Origin of the sequence: Luteibacter sp. dw_328 (assembly GCF_018449605.1) — a bacterium.
GTDB lineage: Bacteria > Pseudomonadota > Gammaproteobacteria > Xanthomonadales > Rhodanobacteraceae > Luteibacter.
The window spans coordinates 966,313-989,760 of record NZ_JAAVUW010000001.1; the positions used below are offsets into that span (position 1 = coordinate 966,313).

Genomic DNA, 23,448 nt, shown 5'->3' on the forward strand with positions numbered 1-23,448 from the left:
CCTGACCCGCGGGCTATAAAGATTCCACAGACGCGAAAGGGACACACCGTCCCTGACGCGTGACGGGGGATCGCATGAAAGCCGAAGGCACGGCACGGTGGATGAGGGATGACAGGGGTACCACGGCAAGCTTTTGCGACGCATTCAGCGCCTCGCATGGGTTCGCTGTTGCCGCCTCGTCCATTTGGCCTATGCCTTCGCGCTCTCCCAACGGGTACGAGGCCATACGATGAATGACGCACCATCCAGCAGCCAGCACGGCGCCGACACCGTCCACGGACGCTTCGCCTCGGTGGCTCGCACCTATCCGGAGCGGATCGCCACCGCGTCGGACGCGTCGACCCTGACCTATGCCGAACTGGACGCCCGCAGCGATCGCATCGCGGCAGGCCTGGTGGCGGCCGGTGTGGAGCCGGGTAGCTATGTCGCACTGCTGATGGAGCGTTCCGTCGAGGCGATCGTTGCCGTGTTCGGTGTACTGAAAGCCGGTGCAGCCTATCTGCCGATCGATACGCGGTGGCCCGTTGAGCGCGTGGCGTTTGCGCTGCGGGATGCGGATGTGGCGGCCATTGTCGCTGACGAAGGGCTGGAAGTTCTCAGTGATGAGATTCCTCTCTTTACGGTTCCGGAGCTGGAGACGGCTAGTGGCGAGCGCCCTTCGCCGCTGAAGCGGCTCCTACAGGGGGGTGAGGGGGCCGATCTTGCTTATGCGATGTATACGTCCGGGTCGACCGGGACGCCTAAGGGCGTCGAGATTCGTCATGTCGCCATCCTTCGCCTGGTGCTGCGTTCGGATTACATCGACTTCGATGCGCCGAAGGTGCTGCATGCCGCGCCGCTCGGGTTCGATGCTTCCACGTTCGAGATCTTCGGTCCGTTGCTCAATGGCGGCACCTGCGTCGTCTACGGCGAGCGGGTTCCCACGGGCTGCGGCATCGCGCGCACTGTCGAACGCCATGGCGCCGAAGTAGCGTGGCTCACCGCTGCGCTGTTCAATGCCATCGTCGACGATGATGCGAGCAATCTTTCCGGCCTGCGTGTCGTACTCACCGGCGGCGAAGCGCTTTCCGTGCCGCATGTGCGCAAGGCATATGCGGCCCTTCCGGCGACGCAGCTGATCAACGGTTACGGTCCGACCGAATGCACGACGTTCGCGACGACGTATCGCATTCCACGTGAACTGCCCGACGAACTTCGCGCGATTCCCATCGGTACGCCGATCGGCGAGACGTCGCTGCATGTGCTTGATGAGACAGGCAACGAAGTCGAACCCGGCACCGTCGGTGAGCTCTACATCGGTGGCAACGGCGTCGCACGTGGCTACCTCAACCGCCCTGAACTCACCGCTGAGCGCTTCGTCGCTGGCGGCACCCGTTATCGCACAGGCGACCTCGTGCACTGGCTGCCCGACGGCAACCTTGGTTTCGTCGGTCGCGTCGACGGACAGGTGAAGATCCGCGGTTATCGCATCGAGACCGGCGAGATCGACATCGTGCTTCGCGCCCTGCCCGGCGTCGCCGCGGCGGCCGTGATCGCGCGTGAAGACACACCCGGCGAAAAGCGCCTTGTCGCTTACTACGTAAGCCACGAGGACGGCGTTACCGCCCGCAGCCTGCGCGATGCCCTCGCCCTGACCCTTCCCGACTACATGCTCCCGGTGGCCTGGGTGCGTCTCGACGCCCTCCCGGTCAACGACAACGGCAAGCTCGATCGCCGCGCCCTGCCCGCGCCGAGCAACGCGCGCCCTGAACTGGCGGCGCCCTTCGTGGCACCGCGAGGCGACGTGGAAACGCGCCTCTGCGCCATCTTCGCCGCGACACTCGGCCTGGACACGGTCGGCCGCGACGACAATTTCTTTGACCTCGGCGGCAGCTCCCTTCTTGCGACGCGTGCCATGACTCGCGTGCATGAAGAACTGTCGCCGACTCCCTCCCTGGTCGGCTTCTTCGCCGAGCCGACCCCGGCCGCCGTGGCGGCCACGATCGAAGGGCGCGCCACCCGCCAGGCGTTGGCAGGACGTTTGTCAGGTGGCGCGCCGGCGGTGGGCGAGCCGGTGGCGATCATCGCCATGGCGGGCCGCTTCCCCGGTGCGCCTGATGTCGAGACGTTCTGGGACAACCTCTGCAATGGTCGCGAGTCGATCCGCTTCTTCGCGCCGGAGGAGCTCGACCCGGCTGTGAGCCAGGCCGATCGCGACGATCCGGACTATGTCGCCGCGCGCGGTGTGATCGACGACGTGGAACAGTTCGACGCCGGCTTCTTCGGCATGTCTCCGCGCGAAGCAGAGCTGACGGATCCGCAGCAGCGACTGTTCCTGGAGCTGTGCTGGGAATGTCTCGAGCGCGGCGGTTACGTTCCCGATGCGCAGGACGTGCCGGTCGGCGTCTTCGGCGGCATGCATAACGCCACCTATTTCCAGAAGCACATCAGTGGCCGGCCCGACCTTATCGACAAGCTCGGGGCCTTCCAGGTGATGCTCGGCAACGAGAAGGATTACCTGGCCACGCGCGTCGCGCACAAGCTCAACCTTACCGGTCCGGCGATCAGTCTCAATACCGCGTGCTCCACGTCGCTCGTTGCCATCGCTCAGGCTTTTGACGCCTTGCGCGCCGGCCGTTGCGGCATGGCACTTGCCGGGGGCTCGTCGATCTCCTGCCCACCGAACAGCGGTTACATCGCGCAGGAAGGCTCGATGCTTTCGCCCGACGGTCACACGCGTACCTTCGATGCCGATGCTCAGGGCACGGTGTTCAGCGACGGTGCGGCCGTGGTCCTGCTGAAGCGTCTTTCGGATGCGCTACGCGATGGCGACCCGATCTACTCGGTGATCCGTGGCGTCGCGGTGAACAACGATGGCGGGGTCAAGGCCAGTTTTACGGCGCCAAACGCCGCCGGCCAGGCAGCCGTCATCACGATGGCGCTGGACGATGCCGGTGTGTCGCCGCGCGACATTTCCTACGTCGAAGCACATGGCACAGCCACGCCGCTAGGCGATCCGATCGAGCTGGAGGGGCTGACACAGGCCTTCCGCCAGAGCACGACCGATAAGGGCTTCTGCGCGCTAGGCTCGCTGAAGAGCAATGTCGGCCACCTCGTGATGGCCGCCGGTGCGGCCAGCGTCATCAAGACCTCGCTGGCCCTGTGCGAACGTCGCCTGCCGCCGTCCCTGCACTTCACGTCCGCCAATCCACGCCTCAACCTTGCCGATTCACCCTTCGTGGTGAACGACTCGCTGCGCCCCTGGCAGACTGCGGGAGGTCCCCTGCGCGCCGGTGTCAGCTCGTTCGGCGTCGGCGGCACCAATGCCCATGTGATTCTCGAGGAAGCGCCGGAGCGCGTGCCTTCCGATGTCGCCAGTGGTGCGCAGCTGCTATTGATTTCCGCACGGACGCCGACGGCTCTGGGCAACGCTGCCGCGCGACTCGCCGACCATCTCGCCGCGCACCCGGACGGCAACCTCGCCGACACCGCGTGGACGCTCGCCCGTGGTCGCAAGGCGTTCGTCCAGCGCACCCATGTCGTCGCCACGTCCACCAACGACGCGGTGGGCAAGCTGCGCGACATCGCCGCCGCCGCGATGTGCCGCACCTGCATCACGCCGTCACCGGGCATGGTCTTCCTCTTCCCTGGCCAGGGCTCGCAGTACGCCGGCATGGGTCGCGAACTGCATGCAACTGAACCCGTCTTTCGCGCGGCGCTCGACGAAGTCGCCAGTGCGCTGCGCGGGGAACTGGGCTTCGACCTGCGTGAGCGCATGTTCGCCGCAGACGCGGACGCGCTGAAGGCCACCGAACTGACCCAGCCCGCGACCTTCGCCCTGGAGTACGCGCTGGCCCGCCTGTGGATGAGCCTTGGTGTCGAACCGGTGGCGATGATCGGCCATAGCGTCGGCGAGTTCGCCGCCGCCGTGCTCGCCGGCGTGATGCCGCTGGCCGCTGCCGCGCGACTTGTCGCGCGCCGCGGCCGCCTCATGCAGGCCCTTCCCGCGGGCTCCATGCTTTCCGTTCGTCTGGGAGCCGCCGAACTGCGGGCGCGCCTCCCGGACGCTCTTTCCCTCGCTGCCGAGAACGCGCCGAATGCGAGCGTGGTTTCCGGAGAGACGGCGGCCGTCGAATCCTTCCGTCTCGCGCTCGAGGCCGAGGGCGTCGCCTGCCGCCTCTTGCATACGTCCCACGCCTTCCACTCCGCGATGATGGAGCCCGTCCTGGTCTCCTTCCGTGCCGAAGTGGCGGCGGTGTCGCTCAGTGCGCCGCGCATCCGCATCGTCTCTACGTTGACAGGACTGCCGCTGACCGACGAGGAAGCCACCTCGCCGGACTACTGGACCCGGCACATGCGTCACGCCGTGCGCTTTTCGCCAGCGCTGCTGCATACGCTGGACGATGCGACGCACGCCTTTCTCGAAGTCGGTCCGCGGCCGAGCCTCGCCTTGTTGGCCCGCCAGCACTCGCAGAGTCGCGGCCGGACGATCGTTGCCTCCCTGGGTGACGGCCCGGCCGACGAACGTGCCGCACTGCTCGGTGCCGCCGGCGCGTTGTGGTCCGCAGGCGTAGCGGTGACGACGGCAGCCTTCGACCACCGCGAAAACCGCCGCCACGTGCGCCTGCCCACCTACCCCTTCGAACGCAAGCGTCACTGGATCGACGCACGCCTCCCGGCGTCCGTCACTCCGATCGCCGCTGCCGCCCCTCTGCCTCAGCTTCCGCAGATCGCGCCGACCCTGGTCGCGCCGTTCGCGTCGCTCGATACCACCCCTTCCGTTTCTCCCGTCGTACCGGAGCCCCTCATGCCGATGCCTTCCGCCCCCACCAGCAACGCTCGTCCGCAGCGCCTCGTCGGCGAACTCCTCGCGCTGTTCGAGGATGTCTCGGGAACCGAACTGGAGGGTGTCGACCCGGGCGCCAACTTCGTGGAACTGGGGCTCGACTCGCTCTCGCTCACCCAGGTGGCCTTGCAGTTGCAGAAGACCTACGCACTGAAGATCACCTTCCGCGAACTGATGGACGGCTGCTCGTCGTTCGAGCGGCTCGCGGCACACATCGATCGCCTGTTGCCGGCTGAAGCCCAGCCGGTGGCGCCCGCGTCGGCGGCCATGCCCGCCCCGGTCGCGGCGGCGGCGCCCGTGGCGATGGCCATGGGCGGCGGACTGGTCCAGGACGTGATCGCGCAGCAGATGCAGATCATGCGGGAACAGTTGGCGTTACTGGCGGGAGCCGCCGCTCCCGCATCCGCCTTTGTGGGAGCCGCTTCAGCGGCGATAGCCAGTTTGCCGCAAGCACCCATCGCCGCTGAAGCGGCTCCTACACAGAGCAGCCTGGGCGGTAGCACCAGTGACGAAGAGGCTGCGCTCGCCCATACCACCTACGACGTCAAGAAGGCTTTTGGTGCGATCGCCCGCATCCATCACGGCGCCACCGAACTGAGCGGTCGCCAGCGTGCTCGGCTCGACGCCTTCATGCGCCGCTATATCGAGCGCACGAAAACGTCCAAGGCCTATACCGAAGAGCACCGCGGCCATCTTGCCGATCCCCGCGTCGTCAATGGCTTCCGTCCGCTGCTGAAGGAGATCGTCTATCAGATCGTCATCGAGCGCTCCAAGGGCTCGAAGGTATGGGATCTCGACGGCAACGGTTACGTGGACGCGCTCAACGGCTTCGGCATGAACCTGTTCGGCTGGCAGCCCGACTTCGTGCTCGACGCGGTGCGCAAGCAGCTGGATGCGGGCTACGAGATCGGCCCGCAGCATCCGCTCGCCGGCATCGTGGCGAAACAGGTCTGCGACCTCACCGGCTTCGACCGCGCCGCCTTGTGCAATACCGGCTCCGAAGCCGTCATGGGCTGCGTTCGCGTGGCGCGCACCGTCACCGGCCGCGACACGCTGGTGATTTTTACCGGTTCCTACCACGGCATCTTCGACGAGGTGATCGTCCGTGGCACGAAGAAGCTGAAGTCCGTACCCGCCGCGCCGGGCATCCTGCGCAATACCTCCGAACATGTGCTCGTGCTCGACTACGGCACACCTGAGTCGCTGCAGATCATCCGCGAGCGCGCCTCGGATATCGCTGCCGTCCTGGTCGAGCCCGTGCAGAGCCGTCGCCCCGATTTCCAGCCGGTAGAGTTCCTCCAGGAACTGCGCGCGATCACCGAAGAATCCGGTTCGCTGCTCATCTTCGATGAAGTGGTTACCGGCTTCCGCGCCCATCCGCGCGGTGCCCAGGCTGTCCTCGGGATCGACGCGGATATGGCTTCCTACGGCAAGGTCGTCGGCGGCGGCTTCCCGATCGGCGTCATCGCCGGCAAGCGCCGCTTCATGGACGCGCTGGACGGCGGCCACTGGCGCTTTGGCGACGACTCCACGCCGACGGTGGGCGTCACCTATTTCGCCGGCACGTTCGTGCGCCACCCGCTGGCCCTGGCCGCCGCGCACGCCGTACTCACCCATCTCACGAACGAAGGCGGCCAGCTGCAGACCACGCTCAACGCGAAGGTCACGGCCATGGCCGAGCAACTCAACGCGTTCTGCGTGAGCGTCGGCGCACCGATTCACGTCGTCCACTTCGCTTCGGTGTGGAAGACCACGTTTACCGAAGACCACCCGCTGCAGGACCTGCTCTTCGCCATGATGCGCAGCCGCGGCATCCACATCCTCGACAACTTCCCCTGCTTCTTCACCACCTCGCACAGCGAAGCGGATTTTGCCGCCATCGCCACGGCGTTCCGTGAATCGATTCTCGAAATGCAGGAAGCGGAATTTCTGCCGCGCCGCCGCGAAACGCCTTCCTTCGATGCCGAGCGTCCGCCCATGCCGGGTGCACGCCTGGGCAAGGATCCCGAAGGTCGTCCCGCCTGGTTCGTTCCCAACCCGGATGCGCCGGGCAAGTACCTGAGGGTCACCGCATGACGCAGAACGAGCTGGCCGCCGCCACAGCGGTCGACTATGACCCCTTCGCCGGTGCGCCGCTGTCGCGGCTTGTGCCGACCACGGAGCCGCAACGCGAGGTGTGGCTGGCATCCCGGCTGGAGCCGGAAGCCTCGCTGGCATACAACGAAGCGGTGTCGATCAACCTCAAGGGCTTGCTCGACGTGCCGGCTCTCGAAGCGGCCCTGCAGGCGATCGTCGATCGCCACGAGGCCCTGCGAGCCACGTTCAGCAGCGACGGCGAAGGTCTCTTCGTCGCCGAACACACGACGCTCCCCGTCGCCTTCCACGACCTCTCGCTCCTTGCGCCCTTCGAAAGCGATGCGCGCATCATGGGTGCGCTCCACCGCATCGTCACCACGCCCTTCGATCTCGAACACGGCCCCCTGGTGCGCGCGGAGCTGTTCCGCCTCGCCGCGGACCGTCACCTGCTCACCATCGCCGCACATCACATCGTGTGCGATGGCTGGTCTTTCGGCGTGATCGTGAACGATCTCGCCGCCCTCTACGCGCAGCGCACGGGCCACGGCACCAGCCCGGCCGACGCCGGCGCGTTCTCGAACTTCGCGTTGGCCGAGGCCGCGCACGCCGGCACCGGGGCAGCCCGTGAGGATGAACAGTACTGGCTGGGCCGGTTCGCCGGTCTCGTGCCCGTGCTGGACCTCCCTACGGACCATTCCCGTCCCCGCCGTCGGTCGTTCACCTCACGGCGCGAAGACCGCACGCTGGATCCGACCGAGGTCACCGCGATCAAGCGCCTGGGCGCCGCCCACGGTGCAAGCTTCTACGCGACCCTGCTCACCGCCTTCGCCGTCCTGCTCCGCCGTATCGCGGGGCAGGACGATATCGTTATCGGCATGCCGTCGGCAGGCCAGGCGGCGGAGGGTCACGACACCCTCGTCGGTCACTGCGTCAATGTGTTGCCCCTGCGCACGCAGATCGACGACACAACCACCTTCGCGCAGTTGCTCGGCACGGTACGCACCGACCTGCTCGATGCCTTCGACCACCAGCGCTATACGCTGGGTAGCCTGCTCGCCCGGCTGTCGATCGCCCGCGATCCCTCGCGCCTGCCCCTGGTGGCCGTGCTGTTCAATCTCGATGCCCAGCTCGACGAAAGCACCGTGACCTTCCCCGGGTTGCGCTTCGATGTCGAAGCCATACCGCGCGCCTACGAGAACTTCGAGCTCTTCGTCAACGCCGTGCAGGTTGGCGGCGGCTTGCGCCTCGAATGCCAGTACAACGCCGATCTGTTCGATGGCGCGACGATCCAGGGCTGGCTCGACGCCTACGCGATGCTGCTCCGTCAGGCCGCCATCGATCCGACCCTGGAGGCCGTCGCGCTTCCGATCGTCTCCGACGCGGTATACCGCGAACTGGCCGCACTGCAACCCGCGCCGACGCCATTCCCCGAACTCCGCCTCGCCCACGAATTCTTCGAGCAGCAGGTGGACCGCGCGCCGGAGCGCTCGGCCGTGCGTCATGCCGACCGCTCACTCAACTATGCGGCACTCGAGTCACGGTCCAACCGTGTGGCCAATGCCCTGCGCGAGCGGGGCATCGGCCACGGCGACCTGGTCGGCCTCTCGCTTGCGCGGGGTCTCGACATGGTTGCGGCCGTTCTCGGTGTGCTCAAGTCCGGTGCCGGCTACGTGCCCCTGGATCCCACCTTCCCGGCCGATCGTCTTGCCTTCATGGCGGAGGATGCCGCGCTGGCCGCCCTCGTCGTCGACGACAACGCGCCCCTGGCCTTTCCGTTCGACCCGACACGCGTCCTCGCGCTTACCAGTGAAGAAGTGGTGCACGCTTCCTTCGAGCGCCCGGAACGTAATCGCAAGGCGGCCACGCCCGATTCGGTGGCCTATGTGATCTTCACCTCCGGATCGACCGGCCGCCCCAAGGGAGTGCGCGTGCCGCACCGCGCCGCGGCCAACTTCCTCACCAGCATGCAACGCGTCCCGGGTATCGCTCCCGACGATCGTCTGGTCGCCGTCACGACCCTGTCCTTCGATATCGCCTTCATGGAGCTAATGCTCCCGTTGACCAGCGGTGCCGAAATCGTCGTCGCCGGTCGTGACGACGTGCGCGATGGCGGACAGCTGCGTCGCCTTATCGAAGAAGTGGATGCCACGATGATGCAGGCGACTCCTGCTGGCTGGCGGTTGCTCGTCGACGCCGGCTGGAAAGGTCGCCCCGCGTTCCGCGCGGTCTCCGGCGGTGAACCCCTGCCGGTCGACCTCGCCGAGGCCCTGCTCGATCGTTGCGGCGAGGTATGGAACGGCTACGGCCCGACCGAAACCACGGTGTACTCGACCTACTGGCGTGTGTCCGACCCGCGCGAAGGGATCTACATCGGGCGTCCCATCGCGAACACCACCGTGCACATCCTCGATGAGCGCGGCAACCACTGCCCACTCGGCGTGCCCGGCGAGATTCACATCGGCGGTGCCGGCGTCACGCTCGGCTACCTCGATCGTCCGCAGCTCACCGCGGAGCGTTTCGTTCCCGATCCCTGGGCGGAGGCACCGGACTCACGGATGTACCGGACCGGCGATCGCGGTCGTTGGCTCGCCAACGGCATGATCGAACACCTGGGCCGCCTGGACTTCCAGGTGAAAGTTCGCGGCTACCGCATCGAGCCGGGTGAGATCGAAAGCGTGCTCGCCGACACCCCCGAGGTCGGCCGCGCCGTTGTCATCGCGCGTGAGGACCGTCCGGGCGACGTGCGCCTTGTGGCTTACGTGGTGGGTCGCGAGTGTGCCACGGTCAGTGAGGACACGTTGCGCTCGCGCCTGCGTTCGCGTCTGCCCGACTATATGATTCCGCAACACATCCTCATGCTGGACGCGATCCCGCTGCTGCCCAACGGCAAGATCGACCGCAAAGCCCTGCCGCCGCCGATCGCCCACTCGGTGGCGACACCCGGTGAACGAATGGCGCCGCGCAACGACGACGAGCGCCGCGTAGCCGCCGCCATGGAAGCCGTGCTCAGCCTGCCCGACCTCGACGTGCGCGACGACTTCTTCGCCCTGGGCGGCCATTCGTTGCTCGCTGCGCAGCTCACGGCGCGACTCAACCGCGAGTTCGACGTCACGCTCTCCTTCCGCACCCTGTTCGACGCGCCCACCATCGAGCAGCTGGCCGCCGCCATCGGCTCGCAGGTGGCCAGCGGGACGGCACCCGCCGCCGCACCGATCGATCACCGCGCGCATCAGGACCAGGCGCCGCTCTCGCTCATGCAGCGTCGCCTGTGGGCACTCGAGCGCATGCATCCCGGTCGCGTCACCTACAACGCGCCGTCCGCGCACCGCCTTCGTGGTCGCCTCGACGAACATGCCTTCGACATGGCCTTCCAGGCCTTGATCCAGCGGCAGCCAAGCATGCGTACCGCGTTCCGCGACGTGGGCCAGGATATCGCGCAGGTCGTCTCATCGCAGCTGGAATACCCCTTGTTCCCTGCGGAGGATCTCTCGCACCTGCCCGCCGAAGAACGCGAAGCACGCCTGATGCACCGCCTGCAGGAGCTCACCGATACGCCCTTCGACCTGGGCAGCGCTCCGCTCTTCAGCGCTCGCATGTTTCGCCTGTCCGCAGACGAGCACGCGTTCTTCTTCATGCCGCACCACATCATCTGGGACGGCTGGTCGTTCGACATTCTCTACAACGAACTGTCAGCGCTGTATCGCTCCTTCGTTGCCGGACTGCCCTCGCCGCTGGCTGCGCTACCTGTCACCTACGGCGATTTCGCCGAGTGGCATTCGCACTGGCTGGACTCTCCGGCCTTCCAGTCGCAGCTTGGCTTCTGGCGCGAGCGTCTTGCCCAGATGGGCGACGTGCGGGCATTGCCGACCGATCATCCGCGCCGTCCGGGCATGTCCGGGCTCGGTCGCACGGAGTGGATCCGCGTCACGCGTGAAGACACCGACGCGATGCACGACGTAGCCAGGCAGGCCGACGCCACGCTCAACATGACCCTGCTCGCCCTGTACTACGCCATGCTGTCGAGCTCGGCGGGCCAGCACGAGCTGGTTGTCGGTACGCCGGTGCGCGGCCGCAACCAGACCGAAGTCGAATCGGTCATGGGCTACTTCAACAACCTGCTTCCGCTTCATGTGAGCGTGGACCCTGCGCTCTCCTTCCTCGAATTCGTGCGCCACGTGAAACGCACAGCGATCGAAGCCTTCGGTCACCCGGACGTGCCACTGGAATACCTGCAACGCGAACTGAAAGTCGGCCACGGCGCCAGCGCCACGCTCTACCAGGCCCTGTTCTCGTTCCAGGATGCACGCCAGCGCTCGGTGGACTGGGGCGGCCTTGCACATGAACAGATCCTGCTGTTCCAGAGTGCCGCGACCGAAGACCTCGGCCTGTGGTTCCTCGAAAGCCACAACGGCATGGTCGGCGGCGTCACCTATAACGCCGACCTGCTCCAGGCGAGCACGGCGCGCCTCATGCGCGAGCGTTACCTGGACATGATGAAGCGCGTCGCCGCCGATCCTTCCCTCTCGGTGGGTTCACTCACCGCGGCCACACCGGCCGAGCGCGAAAAGATGCGCGGCTGGAACGCCACGGGTAGCGACGCCCATCTGCCGCTCGACCTCTACGCCATGGTAGAAGGCGGGGCGAAGCTCTCTCCGGATGCGGTGGCGATCATCCATGGACCGCGCAGCACCACCTACGTGGCGCTGCTGCGCCGGGCGCTACGCATGGCGACCCTGTTGCGCGACCGTGGCGCCCTGCCCGGTAGTGTGATCGGCCTCTGCGTCGATCCGGGTGCCGACCGCCTTGCCGGCCTCCTCGCCATCGCGCATGCCGGCGGCACCGCCCTGCTCCTCGACCGCGCCGACCCCGCCGCGCGCCTGCGCGACATCGTGGCCGACGCGCGGATGACCGTGATGATCGGCGACATGGCACTCGAAGCCACGCTGGACTGGCCACGTGCCTGCGCGCTGTGGCTCGACGCGGATCATGCCGAAATCGAAGGCGTGCGCCTCGACGATGTCGTGGCAGGTGCTTCTCCTGAGCCCGATATGCCGGCCGTTGCGTTCCACGTTCCGGGTGCCGATGGCAACGCACGTGGTGCGGCCCTCTCGCATCGTTCCATAACCAATACAGTCGAAGGCCTGATCAAGGCACTCGACCTGCGCGCCGGTCAGCGCATCGGTGGCGATGCCCTGGCTACCGATCCCCTGTCGATGATCGAGCCCCTGCTCGCCCTGGCCAGCGGTGCGACCTGGGTCGTGCAGGAGCCGCAGGACCTCGCGCGCGGTGAACTTGGCGCGCTCGACCGCTTCATCGCCACGCCGGAGACCTGGCACGCCTTGCTCGAGCAAGGCTGGGCCGGCGATCCACAGTTGCAGGCGGCGATCGTCAGCGGTACGCCCACACCGGAGATGGCCACCCATGTCGGCGAACGTACGGCCGGCCTGTGGACGCTGTTCGGCGATGCCCTGTCGGCACCCGTCGCCACCTGTGGTCGCGTCGACCGCACCGTCGATGCCTTGCATGAGGGCCGCCCCCTGGCGAACAGTGAAGTCTGGATCCTCGACGACGATGGCGAACCGTCGCCGATCGGAGCGACTGGTGAGTTGGCCATCGCTGGCCGCGGCCTGGCGACAGCCTTCGGTACGCGGGCGCTCGCCGATCGCCAGCCGGGCGACGACCGCCTGGTCCGCACGGGCTATCGCGGTCGCTGGCTCGCCGACGGCATGGTGCAGGTGCTCGACCGTGACGACCGCCGCATTCGCCGGCACGGCCTCGACATCGAACCCACCGCCATCGAAACCCTTCTGCTCGCCCAACCCGGTATCGTCCGGGCCCTGGCGGTACCTCGCATCGGTCACGCCGGCGATCACCACATCGACGCATACGCCGTCGCCGCGCCGGGTTGCCAGCCGGACGCGGACGGCGTGCGCGCCGCACTCGCCGCCCACCTGCCGGCCTGGTCCATGCCGGCCAGCCTGACGCTGCTCGATGCCCTGCCGCTGCTGGCTACCGGTGAGCCGGACATCGCCGCGCTGCCGCTGCCGACCGAACAACAACCCGGGAACGGTACGTCGAGCAGCAACGAGCCCCGCACGGAAAGCGAGCGTCTGCTCGCCGCCGTGTGGCAGGAGCTGCTGGGCATGTGCCGGATCCGCACCAGCGACAACTTCTTCGATGTCGGTGGCCACTCGCTGCTCGCCGTCGACATGGCCATGCGCGTGCAGAAACTGACGGGCGTGCAACTCAACCTGCTCGACATCGCAAACGGCACGCTCGGCACGCTCGCCGCGGATCTCGCCCTGGCTCCGCCAGCGGCGCCGACCGCCTCGAAACGTGGCCTGTTCAGTCGTCTGCTCGGGCGCGGTTGACACACACGGCACCGGGGGGAATGCCATGATTTCGCACATTGCCTGGCTCGCCTGCTGGACATCGGCCCTGCTGCTTGTCCATGTCTTCGTCGGCTACCCCGTGTTGGTGTGGCTGCAGGCACGCCTGCGCCCGCAGCCGGTGGCACGACGGGCCATCCTGCCGACGGTGAGCATCGTGATCGCCGTGCACGACGGGGCCGGCTTCATCCGCGCCAAGCTGGCCAGCCTGCAGGCGTTGGACTATCCACCGGAACTCATCGACATCGTGGTCGCCTGCGACGGTTGCCACGACAACACCGTGACCACGGCGCGCCGCTCCACCGACGCGCGCCTGACTGTGCTGGATTATCCGAACCGCCGCGGCAAGGCCGCCTGCCTCAACGACGCTGTCGCTCTCACCCGCGGCGACGTGCTGCTCTTCACCGACGTGCGGCAGAAGCTCTCGCCCACCGCGTTGACCGAACTGGTCGCCAACCTTGCCGACCCCACTGTCGGCGCGGTGGGTGGTGAATTGCACATGGAGAACGTCCGTACGGGGTTCGCCCAGGGCGTCGATTTCTACTGGCGCTACGAGAAAGGCATCCGTCACGCGGAGAGCCGCTCCGGGTCGACCATCGGCGTCAGCGGGGCGCTCTACGCGATGCGCCGCTCCCTGTTCCAACCGATCCCCCCAGGTACCGTCCTCGACGATGTGCTTGTCCCGATGCGCGTGGCCGCCCAGGGCAAGCGCGTGGTCTTCGAACCGCGCGCCATGGCCTGGGACCAGCCCTCCCAGGTGCCCGAAGACGAACGCCGCCGCAAGATCCGCACGCTGGCGGGCAACTACCAGTTAATCCAGCTCGCACCCTGGCTGCTCCTGCCCTGGCGCAATCCACTTTGGCTGCGCTTTGTCAGTCACAAGCTGCTCCGGCTGCTCGCGCCCTGGCTCATCCTCACACTCACGGTGAGTACCGGGGTGTTGTTCACCCGGCACCCGATGTATGCCTTCGCCTTCTGCTGTCTCGTCGCCGGTGCGCTGATGGTCGGCCTCGCACGCCTGCGCCCCGCACTCGGCCGCCTGCTTCCCCTGCGAATCGCCGTGGCGTTCTTCTACCTCAACCTCTTCGCGGCGCAGGCCTTGCTGGCCTTCGCACGCAATCGAAGGCTGCACTTATGGTGATCGATATGAACGGTGGCGCTCCAGGCATCCGTGGCCGTCTCGGTGAACTCTGCTATTCCAGCGGCCTGCTGCATTCGCTGCAGCGGGTGCGTGCCTGGTGGCAGCGTGACCTGCGCATCCTCGCCTATCACCGCATCATGCCGCTGCCCGATCCGGATACCTACGAATTCGACCTCGAACTGATCAGCACGCCGCCGGACCAGTTTCGCGAGCAGATGCTGCGCCTGCGCAAGTACTTCCGGCCCATGCGCCTGACGGACATCGTCGCGGCGCTGGATGCCGGCGAAGCACTGCCGCCGGACACGGTCGCCGTGACCTTCGACGACGGCTACGACGACAACTACCGCATTGCCGCGCCGATCCTCGACGAGCTGGGCGTGCCGGCCACCTTCTTCGTCTCCACCGGACATATCGACAGCGGCAAGCCGTATGCGTACGACTGGCTGGTCCATATGATCCTGACCACCAGCGCACCTCGCCTGGTGCTGCCGGAGCTTCAGATCGATGTTCCGCTTCCGCCCGACCGCGCTTCACGGCGACGCATCGCCGGCAGCATCCTGCTGAAGATGAAATGGCTGGATGCACTGGGCCAGAGCGCCATGACCGACCGCCTCGAGTCCGAGTGGAACATGCCCTCGGCCCACGCCCGGCCGGTGGACTGTCGCCCGATGACCTGGAACCAGGTGCGCGAGATGGAAGCCGCCGGCCTCGAGTTCGGCTCCCACGGTGTGCACCATCGCATGCTCGCCCGGTTACCACCGGACGAGATGGAGCGCGAGATTCGCGAGTCGAAAGCCACGCTCGACCGCGAGCTTCGCAACCCGTCGATCCTCATGTCCTACCCCGTCGGTGGCGACCGTGCATACAACGACGCGGTGATCGCGGCGACCCGCAACGCGGGGTTCAAGCTGGCCTGCAGCTACATCTGCGGGACCAATGCCGAGCCCTCCGAGAATCGCTACTCTCTCTACCGCCTTCCGGTAGAAAGCAACATGGGCCCCGGCTGGTTCGCCGCCATGCTCGCCCTGCCGCAGCTGATGAGCTATCCCACGCCCGCGCATGAGGCGAATGGCCCCAAGGAACAGGCATGTTCCCTCTGATCCTCCTCTACGTGGTACTCACGATCATCCGGCCGCAGGACTACCTGCCCGGGCTGGAGAACGTGCCCGTTCTTCCCGTCGTGCTTTTGCTCGCCTTTGCGTCATGGCTGTTCTCGAACACGAAGACGTTCGCCGCGCCGCAGTTCCTCATTCTTCCCGCCTTCCTGCTCATCCTGATGATCTCCGAAGTCACCAACGGATGGACCGGCGGCGCGATCGATGAACTCGCGCGCTTCGGTCCGGTCGTGATTGCCTTCTTTGTCTTCGGCGCAGCCTGCAACACGCAAAAGCGCGTCCGCGTTGCCATGGGCGTATTCGTCACCTGTGCCGCCGTGCTCGCCCTGCACGGCGTCGAACAGTCGCGACTGGGTACGGGCTGGACCGGCATCCCACTGAGCGAAGGTGGACGCATCCAGTACGTCGGCATCTTCAACGACCCGAACGACCTCGGCCTGCTGTTCGCCGCCTGCCTGCCCATGTCGGTCTTTCTCGGCCGTCGCGGCACCGGGATGATGCGCCCCGTCTGGCTGGGGTGCGCCATGCTCCTGCTTTACGGCATCGTCCTGACCAACTCGCGCGGCGCCCTGCTCGCCGTGCTCATCATCGCCGGCTGCTACGTCTGGTATCGCAAGGGTATCGTGGTGGCGGGCATCCTCGGCGTGGTCGGCCTGACCGCCATGAAGCTTGTCTCCTCGCGCATGGACGAGCTCGACGCGGGTGAGGAATCCGCAGCCGGGCGTGTCGATGCCTGGTATGCCGGCCTCGAGATGTTCCGCGACAACCCGGCTTTCGGCGTGGGCGCCGGCAACTTCACCGAATACAACGAGCTCACCGCGCACAACTCGTTCGTGCTGGTCCTGGCCGAAACCGGCTTCGTCGGATTCGTGCTCTGGCTCGCTTTCGTCGGCTACGGCTTCTGGATGATGCTCACTATCCTCCGCCACGTGCGCGTCCCCGGCACGGACCCCAGGGTCGAAGCGGAGTGGATGATGGAAAAACAGATCGCACTCACCCTGCTGCTTTCGCTGTGCGGCCTGTTCGCCGCCGCCTTCTTCCTCAGCCGCAGCTACATGGTGGTGCTGTACCTGATCGCCGCCATGGTCGCGGGCCACTACATCGGCGCACGCAAGCGCTGGCCGGAACTGCCCTTCTTTCGTCTCTCCGACGGTGGATGGCGCTGGGTACCCGCCGCCGCAGGTAGCGTCGCCGCCCTCTTCGTTCTCGTCGCCGTGCTGCTGAGAACCGTATGAGCTTCTACGAATCCGCCCTGCGTAACGTCATCTGGCCCGCCTACGAAGGCGGCTTGCGTCGACGTGGCACGCCGCGACATATGCGACGTTACGAGAGCGACCAGTGGCTCAGCCGCGAAGCGATCGAAGCGCTCCAGTTCGAGCGCCTGCAGGCGTTGCTCGACTGGTGCTACCGCGAGGTACCGTTTTACCGCGAGCACTGGACGGCGCTGGGCATCGTACCGCGTGACATCCGGAGCGTGGCCGACTTCGCGCAGTTGCCGGTGCTGACGAAAGCCGACATCCGCAACCATGCCGACGACCTGAAAGCTCCTTCGCTGAAAGCCGGCCTCGGCTACAAGGCCACCGGCGGATCGACCGGCGAACCGCTGCGCTTTGGCTTCACCCGCGAGAGCAACGACCGCCGCGTCGCCGTGATGTGGCGTGGCTATCGATGGGCGGGTTCACGCATGGGCCGACGCACGCTCTTTCTCTGGGGCGGGCCCGTGGGTAACCCCAGCGCGAGTCATCAGCTGAAGGACCGCCTCTACAACACCGTGTTCGCACGGAAGCTGCTCGACAGCTTCCGCATGAGCGAATCGAACCTCGCCGACTATGCCGACGCGATCGACGCCTACCGTCCCGACGTCATCGTCGGTTATGTGGGCCCGCTGGTGCGCCTCGCCGAGTGGCTGCTGGCGAACAACCGCCGCGTGGCTTCCCCCGCGTCGATCATCGGTGCGGCAGAGGCCCTGCACCCGTTCCAGCGGCAGATCATCGAGCGCGCCTTCGGCGCGCCGGCCTTCAACACCTATGGCTGCCGCGAATTCATGCTGATCGCTTCGGAGTGCGAGCACCGCGACGGCCTGCACGTCAACGCGGACCATCTCGTGGTCGAGACACTGGATGCCTATGGCAAGCCGACAACGACGGGCAGCGGCGAGATCGCCATCACCGACCTCTACAACTACGGCATGCCATTCATTCGCTACGTCAATGGCGACATGGCCACCCACGCCGACGGCAAACCCTGCGCCTGCGGTCGCGGGCTGCCCAGGCTGGCATCGGTGGACGGACGCAAGCTCGACGCCATTCGTACACCCGCAGGCCACGTCCTGCCGGGAGAATTCTTCCCGCACATGCTCAAGGACGTGCCGGGCCTGACACGCTTTCAGCTGGTACAGCGCCGCCTCGATCGGCTCGACCTGTCGATCGTGCGTGGCGATGCATTCAACGACGCATCGCTCGATTACATCCGCCATGAAGTCGCCAAGGTACTCGGTGAGAGCGCCGAGCTGCACTGCCACTTCGTCGACGATATCCCGCTGACCCGCAGTGGCAAGCTGCGCGTCACCGTCTCGGAGCTGACTGAGTGAACATCACCCACTTCGTCGAGAACCTCAATCGCGGCGGCCTGGAGCGGATGGTGCTCGATCTGGTCACGGAACAACGGCGCCTCGGTCACAAGGTGCAGGTGGTCTGCCTGTTCGAGCGCGGCTCGCTCGCCGGCGAACTGGACGGCCTAGGCATCCCGGTGCACGCCTGCCACAAACAGCCCGGCTTCGACCTTCGCGCCGTTGGCCGCGCCCGCGCTCACATTGCCGCGCACCACACCGAAGTGCTGCATACACACAATGCGGTGGCGCACTACCAGGCCGTGCTCGCCTCGGCCGGCATGGGCATCCGCCAGGTGGTCAATACACGTCACGGCATGGGCGGACAGCAGAAACCCAGTCGCCGCGAATGGCTGTTCCGTCGCGCCATGAAAGCGACCGATGCCGTGGTGGCCGTCTGCGAGGCCGCGCGCCGCGATGCGGTGCACCGCGGCATCGTACCGGCGGCGAAGGCTTGCGTGGTACCCAACGGTATCGTGCTTGGCGGCTTCGATCTGGCCTCGGACACGATGCACGAGCGGCTCACGCGCATGCTCAACATCCCCACGGGCACGCGCATCATCGGCACGGTGGGCCGGCTCAACTGGGCCAAGGACCAGGCCAGCCTCATCCGCGCCTTCCGTGAGGTGCACCAGAGCCGCCCGGATACCGCTCTCGTCCTGGTCGGCGATGGCGAGCTGCGCGAGACCCTGCGTGCCTGCGCCTTCGATGAGGGCGTGGCCGGCGCCGTGCATTTCCTCGGCGACCGCAACGACGTACGCCAGTTGCTGCAGGGTTTCGACCTGTTCGTACTCTCGTCGATCACGGAGGGCTACTCGATGGCCCTGCTCGAGGCCTGCGCGACCGGCCTGCCGATCATCGCCACGGACGTCGGTGGCAATGCAGAGATCGTTCGCGACGACGCCACCGGACGACTGGTCCCCGCGGCCGATGCACCCGCCCTGGCCAACGGCATTCTCGGCCTGCTCCACGAATCCCAGCGCGCCGCGTCGTTCGGCCGTGCGGCGCGTCAGTGGGTGGAAACCCATGGCTCGCTCGAAGCCATGGCGACGCGGTATGGAAAGCTCTACTTTGGCGACATGGAGGCGGTCTCATGAAGATCCTGGTCCTGACCAACCTGTTCCCCACGCCGTGGGATCCGCGCCGTGGCACCTTCAATCGCCAGCAGTTCCAGCGGCTGGCCGAGCGCCACGAGGTGGATGTCCTCACCGCCGTCGATTTCCGTGAACGCATGGCCGGCGCCCAGGGCACCGTGAACGTGCCGGGCGTCAAGCGCGACCATTTCACGTTCTACCACCCGCCGGGCATCGGTCGCTTCCTCAACGCGTTCTGCTTCTTCGCCAGCGTGATGTGGCAGCGCGGCCGTGAGCTGCGCGCCGCGCGCTACGACGTACTGCTGGCCAGCTGGGCGTTTCCCGATGCGGTTGCCGGTGCCTGGGTAGCGCGACTGCTGGGCATACCCTATGTGGTCAAGGTGCATGGCAGCGATCTCAACGTGCAGGCCGAAGCCCGCCTGCGCCGCCCGCAAATTCGTGCGGCCCTGCGCGGCGCAGGCGCCGTGGTGGCGGTAAGCAAGGCCCTCGCGCGCAAGGCCGTCGAACTGGGTGCGCCCGCGGAAGCCGTCGAAGCGATTTACAACGGCGTCGATACCCGCGTATTCAACCGCGGCGATCGCACCGCGGCGCGCCAACGGCTAGGCCTTCCGGCCGAAGTGCCCATCGTGCTCTACGCAGGTAACCTCAAAGCCACCAAGGGCTGTCACGACCTTATCGAAGCGTTCCCCATGCTGGTTAAGCGCCATCACGATGCACGTCTGATCTATGTTGGCGACGGCGCCTCACGAGCGAACCTCGAGGACCGCGCCGCCTCGCTCTGCTGTGCGCCGGCCGTGCGTTTCGAAGCCGCCGTGGACCATGCCGCGCTAGCTGACTGGTTTCGCGCCGCCGACGTGCTCTGCCTGCCGAGCCACAACGAGGGCGTGCCGAACGTCGTGCTCGAGGCCATGGCCTGCGGCACTCCGGTAGTGGCGACGGCCGTCGGCGGCATTCCGGAAGTGCTGCCGGAGACGGCGGGCATCCTCGTACCGGTCCATCAGCCCCATGAACTGGGCACGGCCCTGGTCGAAGTCTTCGAACGTCATTTCGATCCCGCCGTGATCGCCGCGCATGCGGCTACCTTCCGTTGGGACGAGAACATCGATCGCCTGGAGCACACGCTCCATCGCGTAGCCGCCGGCGAACCGGCACATCTTGGCGCCAACGCATGAACTGGAAACTGAAAAAACACGACTTGCTCGGCTTGCTGCCGGAGGCGCTCGTGCTGACGCGCACGCGCGACCATGACCTGCGTTATCTCAGTTTCGACGACGGTCCGGACCCTCAGCACACGCCCAGGCTTCTGGACACGCTGGCACGACACAACGTGAAGGCGAGTTTTTTCCTGGTCGGCGAGAAGATCGAGCAGTACCCGGAGATCGTCCAGCGCATCGTGGCGGACGGCCACATGATCGGCAATCACTCCTACAGCCATTGGTCCTTCACCAACATGGATCTGCGCAAGCAGCTCGACGAGGTGTACCGGACCGACGCGCTGTTGCGCCTGTTCGACAACCGGCCGCACCACCGGATGCGCCCCCCGCATGGATACGTCGGGGCAAAGCTTCTCCTGCATTTCGCGCGCCGCAAGCGCAGCTTCATTTACTGGTCGTACGACAGCCTCGATTACCAGGACCGTCCGATCGAGGCGCTCATCTCGCGCCTGCGCGACGACCCGCCCGCCGCTGGCGACATCGTGCTCATGCACGATGACAGCGACAAGGCCGCCGAGGCGCTCGACGTCATGCTGCCGGAATGGCTCGGCCAGGGCATTCGCTTCGGCGCCCTGCCCGGCAACGCCCCTTGAATATCCTCTACCACCACCGGACGCGCGGACGCCACGTCGAGGGCGTGCATATCCGCGGGATCGTGCACGCGCTCCGCGATCTGGGGCATGACGTATCGGTCATGTCGTTCCCCGGTGCGGATCCGGAACGTGAGGCGCCCGAGGCTGCCACCGGTGGACGCGGCGGTCTCGCAGGCCTGGTCACGAAGCTGCCAGGCGTGGTCTTCGAGATGTTCGAACTGCTCTACAACCTCGTCACGCTGGCCCGCATGCGCCGCGCATGGCGCACGCATCCGCCGAAGCTGATCTACGAGCGTTACTCGCTATTCCTCTTCGCGACGATATGGCTGGCCCGTCGTCGCGGCATCCCGCTGGTGCTGGAAATCAACGATTCCGCCCTGGTCGATCGCGTGCGACCGCTGACCATGAAGGGTCTGGCGCGACGCATCGAAGGCTGGTGCCTGCGCCACGCCACCGGACTGGTCTTTATCTCCACCTACTTCCGCGACGCGGCCATCGCGGCCTACGGCGACATCGCGCCGTCGGTGATCTCACCAAACGCCGTCGACCTGTCTCGTTTCGATCCCGCGCGCTTCGACCGCGAGACATTACGCCACGAACGCGGGCTGAGCGACCGCACCGTGTGCGGGCATATCGGCGCCTTCGCCCATTGGCATGGCGTGGACGACTTCGTCGAGGCCATCGCCAGCCGTCTCCACGACGTGCCGGAGCTGGCCCTGGTCTTCGTCGGCGACGGCAAGACGCTCCCCGCGGTGCGCGCCCTGGTGGCCGAGCGGGGCCTGAGCGACCGGGTGCTCCTGCCCGGCCGGGTGCCCCACGAGGACGTCGCCAGCTGGATCGCCTGCATGGACTATGCCGTGTTGCCGAATTCCAATCACTACGGCTCTCCCATGAAGCTGTTCGAGTTCATGGGTATGGGCGTTCCCATGGTCGCACCGGATTACGCGCCGGTCGCCGAAGTGATCGCCGATGGCCGCACGGGATGGTTGTTCCCGCACGGCGATGCCGCCGCCTGCGTCGAGCGCGTGCTCGAGCTGGCCCGGCTGACCGATGAACGCAGGCGCGTGGGACATGCCGCGCGTGACTACATCGCCAGCGAGCGGCAGTGGCGCAACAACGCCGAACAACTGCTTACCCTGGTGCCAGCCGGAGTCGCCGCGTGATCGTCCTCGCCCTGATCGTCTTTCTCCTGCTCGCTTTCGCCGCTGCGGTGACGGTGGCTATCCGCGCGCGCAACATGCAGTACTGGCTGTGGGGCTACCTCACCCGGCATAAGCGGCCGGAGGTTTCCGGACCTGTGCACGTCATGTTCTGCTTTGTCGACCACTTCGAGCCGAACTGGGGCCGGGTAGACATGGACACGCAGCGCCGTCGCGTCGATCGCTGGTGCACCGACTACCGCGCCCTGGCCTCGCGTCACCGCGACGCCGACGGCCGCGTGCCGCAGCACAGCTTTTTCTATCCCGAAGAAGAATACGTGGAGGAGCACCTCGACAAGATCGAGTCGCTCTGTGCCGATGGCTACGGCGAGATCGAGATCCACCTCCACCACGACAACGACACGCCGGAAAACTTCGTCGCCACGATCGATCGTTTCAACCGGCTGCTGCACGACAAGCACAACGCGTTGCCGCGCGACCCGGTGACTGGCCAGCTGCGTTTCGCCTTCATCCACGGCAACTGGTGCCTGGATAACTCACGCGCGGATGGCCGCTGGTGCGGTATCAACAACGAATTGATCCTGCTGCGCGAGCTTGGTTGCTACGCCGACTTCACTCTGCCTTCGGCGCCTAGCGATACGCAGACGCGAATGTCGAATGCCATCTACTACGCCACCGACGACCCGCATAAGTGCAAGTCGCACGATACCGGCGTACGCATGCGCGTGGGCGGCGAGCCGTCGGGCGACCTGCTGATCATCCAGGGCGTATTGGGCCTGAACTGGAAGAACCGCCGCTTCGGCATCATCCCGCGCATCGAGAACTCCGATATCCGCCGTGGCTCACCGCCCACGCCGTCTCGCGTGGACCAATGGGTGCGTACGGGTATCCATGTCGAAGGCCGGCCGGAGTGGACCTTCATCAAGATCCACACCCACGGTACCCAGGAAGGCGACATGGACACCCTCCTCGGCCAGCCTGTCGACGCGATGCACGATTACCTGGAGTCGACGTACAACGACGGCCGCGACTACGTCCTGCACTACGTCACCGCCCGAGAGATGTACAACATCGCCAAGGCCGCCGAAGCCGGCATGACCGGCGACCCCGGCCGCTACCGCGACTTCGAGCTCCCCAAACCCGGCAAAGCAACCGCGACCGCTGTTGTAGGAGCCGATTCATCGGCGATCCAAACCGTGTCGTAACGCCCAGCGCCGATGAATCGGCTCTTAC

General features: G+C 66.5%; 11 protein-coding genes. All 11 read left to right on the plus strand.

Annotated elements, in window-relative coordinates; genetic code table 11:
* Positions 1 to 229: 229 nt before the first annotated feature.
* Genes HB634_RS04055 through HB634_RS04105 form a run of 11 tightly spaced genes read left to right on the plus strand, consistent with a single transcriptional unit; the run spans position 230 to position 23,420 of the window.
* Positions 230 to 6,901 carry a polyketide synthase gene (locus HB634_RS04055; protein WP_213947641.1) on the plus strand — a complete coding sequence of 2,224 codons (6,672 nt, stop codon included), beginning with the start codon at positions 230 to 232 and terminating at the stop codon, positions 6,899 to 6,901.
* The gene (locus HB634_RS04060; RefSeq protein WP_213947642.1) at positions 6,898 to 13,272 is read left to right on the plus strand and encodes a non-ribosomal peptide synthetase; all 6,375 of its coding nucleotides are present in this window, start codon (positions 6,898 to 6,900) and stop codon (positions 13,270 to 13,272) included. The genes HB634_RS04055 and HB634_RS04060 overlap by 4 nt, the downstream gene beginning before the upstream one ends.
* 25 nt (positions 13,273 to 13,297) lie before the next feature.
* Complete coding sequence (locus HB634_RS04065; protein WP_213947643.1) at positions 13,298 to 14,431, plus strand: glycosyltransferase family 2 protein; 1,134 nt, start codon at positions 13,298 to 13,300, stop codon at positions 14,429 to 14,431.
* Positions 14,425 to 15,531: a polysaccharide deacetylase family protein gene (locus tag HB634_RS04070; RefSeq protein ID WP_213947644.1), complete on the plus strand. Its 1,107-nt coding sequence runs from the start codon at positions 14,425 to 14,427 to the stop codon at positions 15,529 to 15,531. Before HB634_RS04065 ends, HB634_RS04070 begins: the two co-directional genes overlap by 7 nt.
* Positions 15,519 to 16,781, plus strand: a complete 1,263-nt coding sequence (locus tag HB634_RS04075; protein ID WP_063572346.1) for an O-antigen ligase family protein — start codon at positions 15,519 to 15,521, stop codon at positions 16,779 to 16,781. The genes HB634_RS04070 and HB634_RS04075 overlap by 13 nt, the downstream gene beginning before the upstream one ends.
* Complete coding sequence (locus HB634_RS04080) at positions 16,778 to 18,136, plus strand: phenylacetate--CoA ligase family protein (RefSeq protein ID WP_213947645.1); 1,359 nt, start codon at positions 16,778 to 16,780, stop codon at positions 18,134 to 18,136. The genes HB634_RS04075 and HB634_RS04080 overlap by 4 nt, the downstream gene beginning before the upstream one ends.
* Complete coding sequence (locus tag HB634_RS04085) at positions 18,133 to 19,251, plus strand: glycosyltransferase (RefSeq protein WP_063572344.1); 1,119 nt, start codon at positions 18,133 to 18,135, stop codon at positions 19,249 to 19,251. The genes HB634_RS04080 and HB634_RS04085 overlap by 4 nt, the downstream gene beginning before the upstream one ends.
* The gene (locus HB634_RS04090; protein WP_213947646.1) at positions 19,248 to 20,420 is read left to right on the plus strand and encodes a glycosyltransferase family 4 protein; all 1,173 of its coding nucleotides are present in this window, start codon (positions 19,248 to 19,250) and stop codon (positions 20,418 to 20,420) included. The genes HB634_RS04085 and HB634_RS04090 overlap by 4 nt, the downstream gene beginning before the upstream one ends.
* The gene (locus HB634_RS04095) at positions 20,417 to 21,055 is read left to right on the plus strand and encodes a polysaccharide deacetylase family protein (protein ID WP_063573659.1); all 639 of its coding nucleotides are present in this window, start codon (positions 20,417 to 20,419) and stop codon (positions 21,053 to 21,055) included. Before HB634_RS04090 ends, HB634_RS04095 begins: the two co-directional genes overlap by 4 nt.
* On the plus strand, positions 21,052 to 22,218 hold the full coding sequence (locus HB634_RS04100; protein ID WP_213947647.1) for a glycosyltransferase family 4 protein: 1,167 nt from the start codon (positions 21,052 to 21,054) through the stop codon (positions 22,216 to 22,218). Before HB634_RS04095 ends, HB634_RS04100 begins: the two co-directional genes overlap by 4 nt.
* Entirely contained in the window at positions 22,215 to 23,420 is a 1,206-nt protein-coding gene (locus tag HB634_RS04105) for a hypothetical protein (RefSeq protein WP_213947648.1), read from the plus strand. The genes HB634_RS04100 and HB634_RS04105 overlap by 4 nt, the downstream gene beginning before the upstream one ends.
* The last annotated feature ends 28 nt before the right edge of the window (positions 23,421 to 23,448 follow it).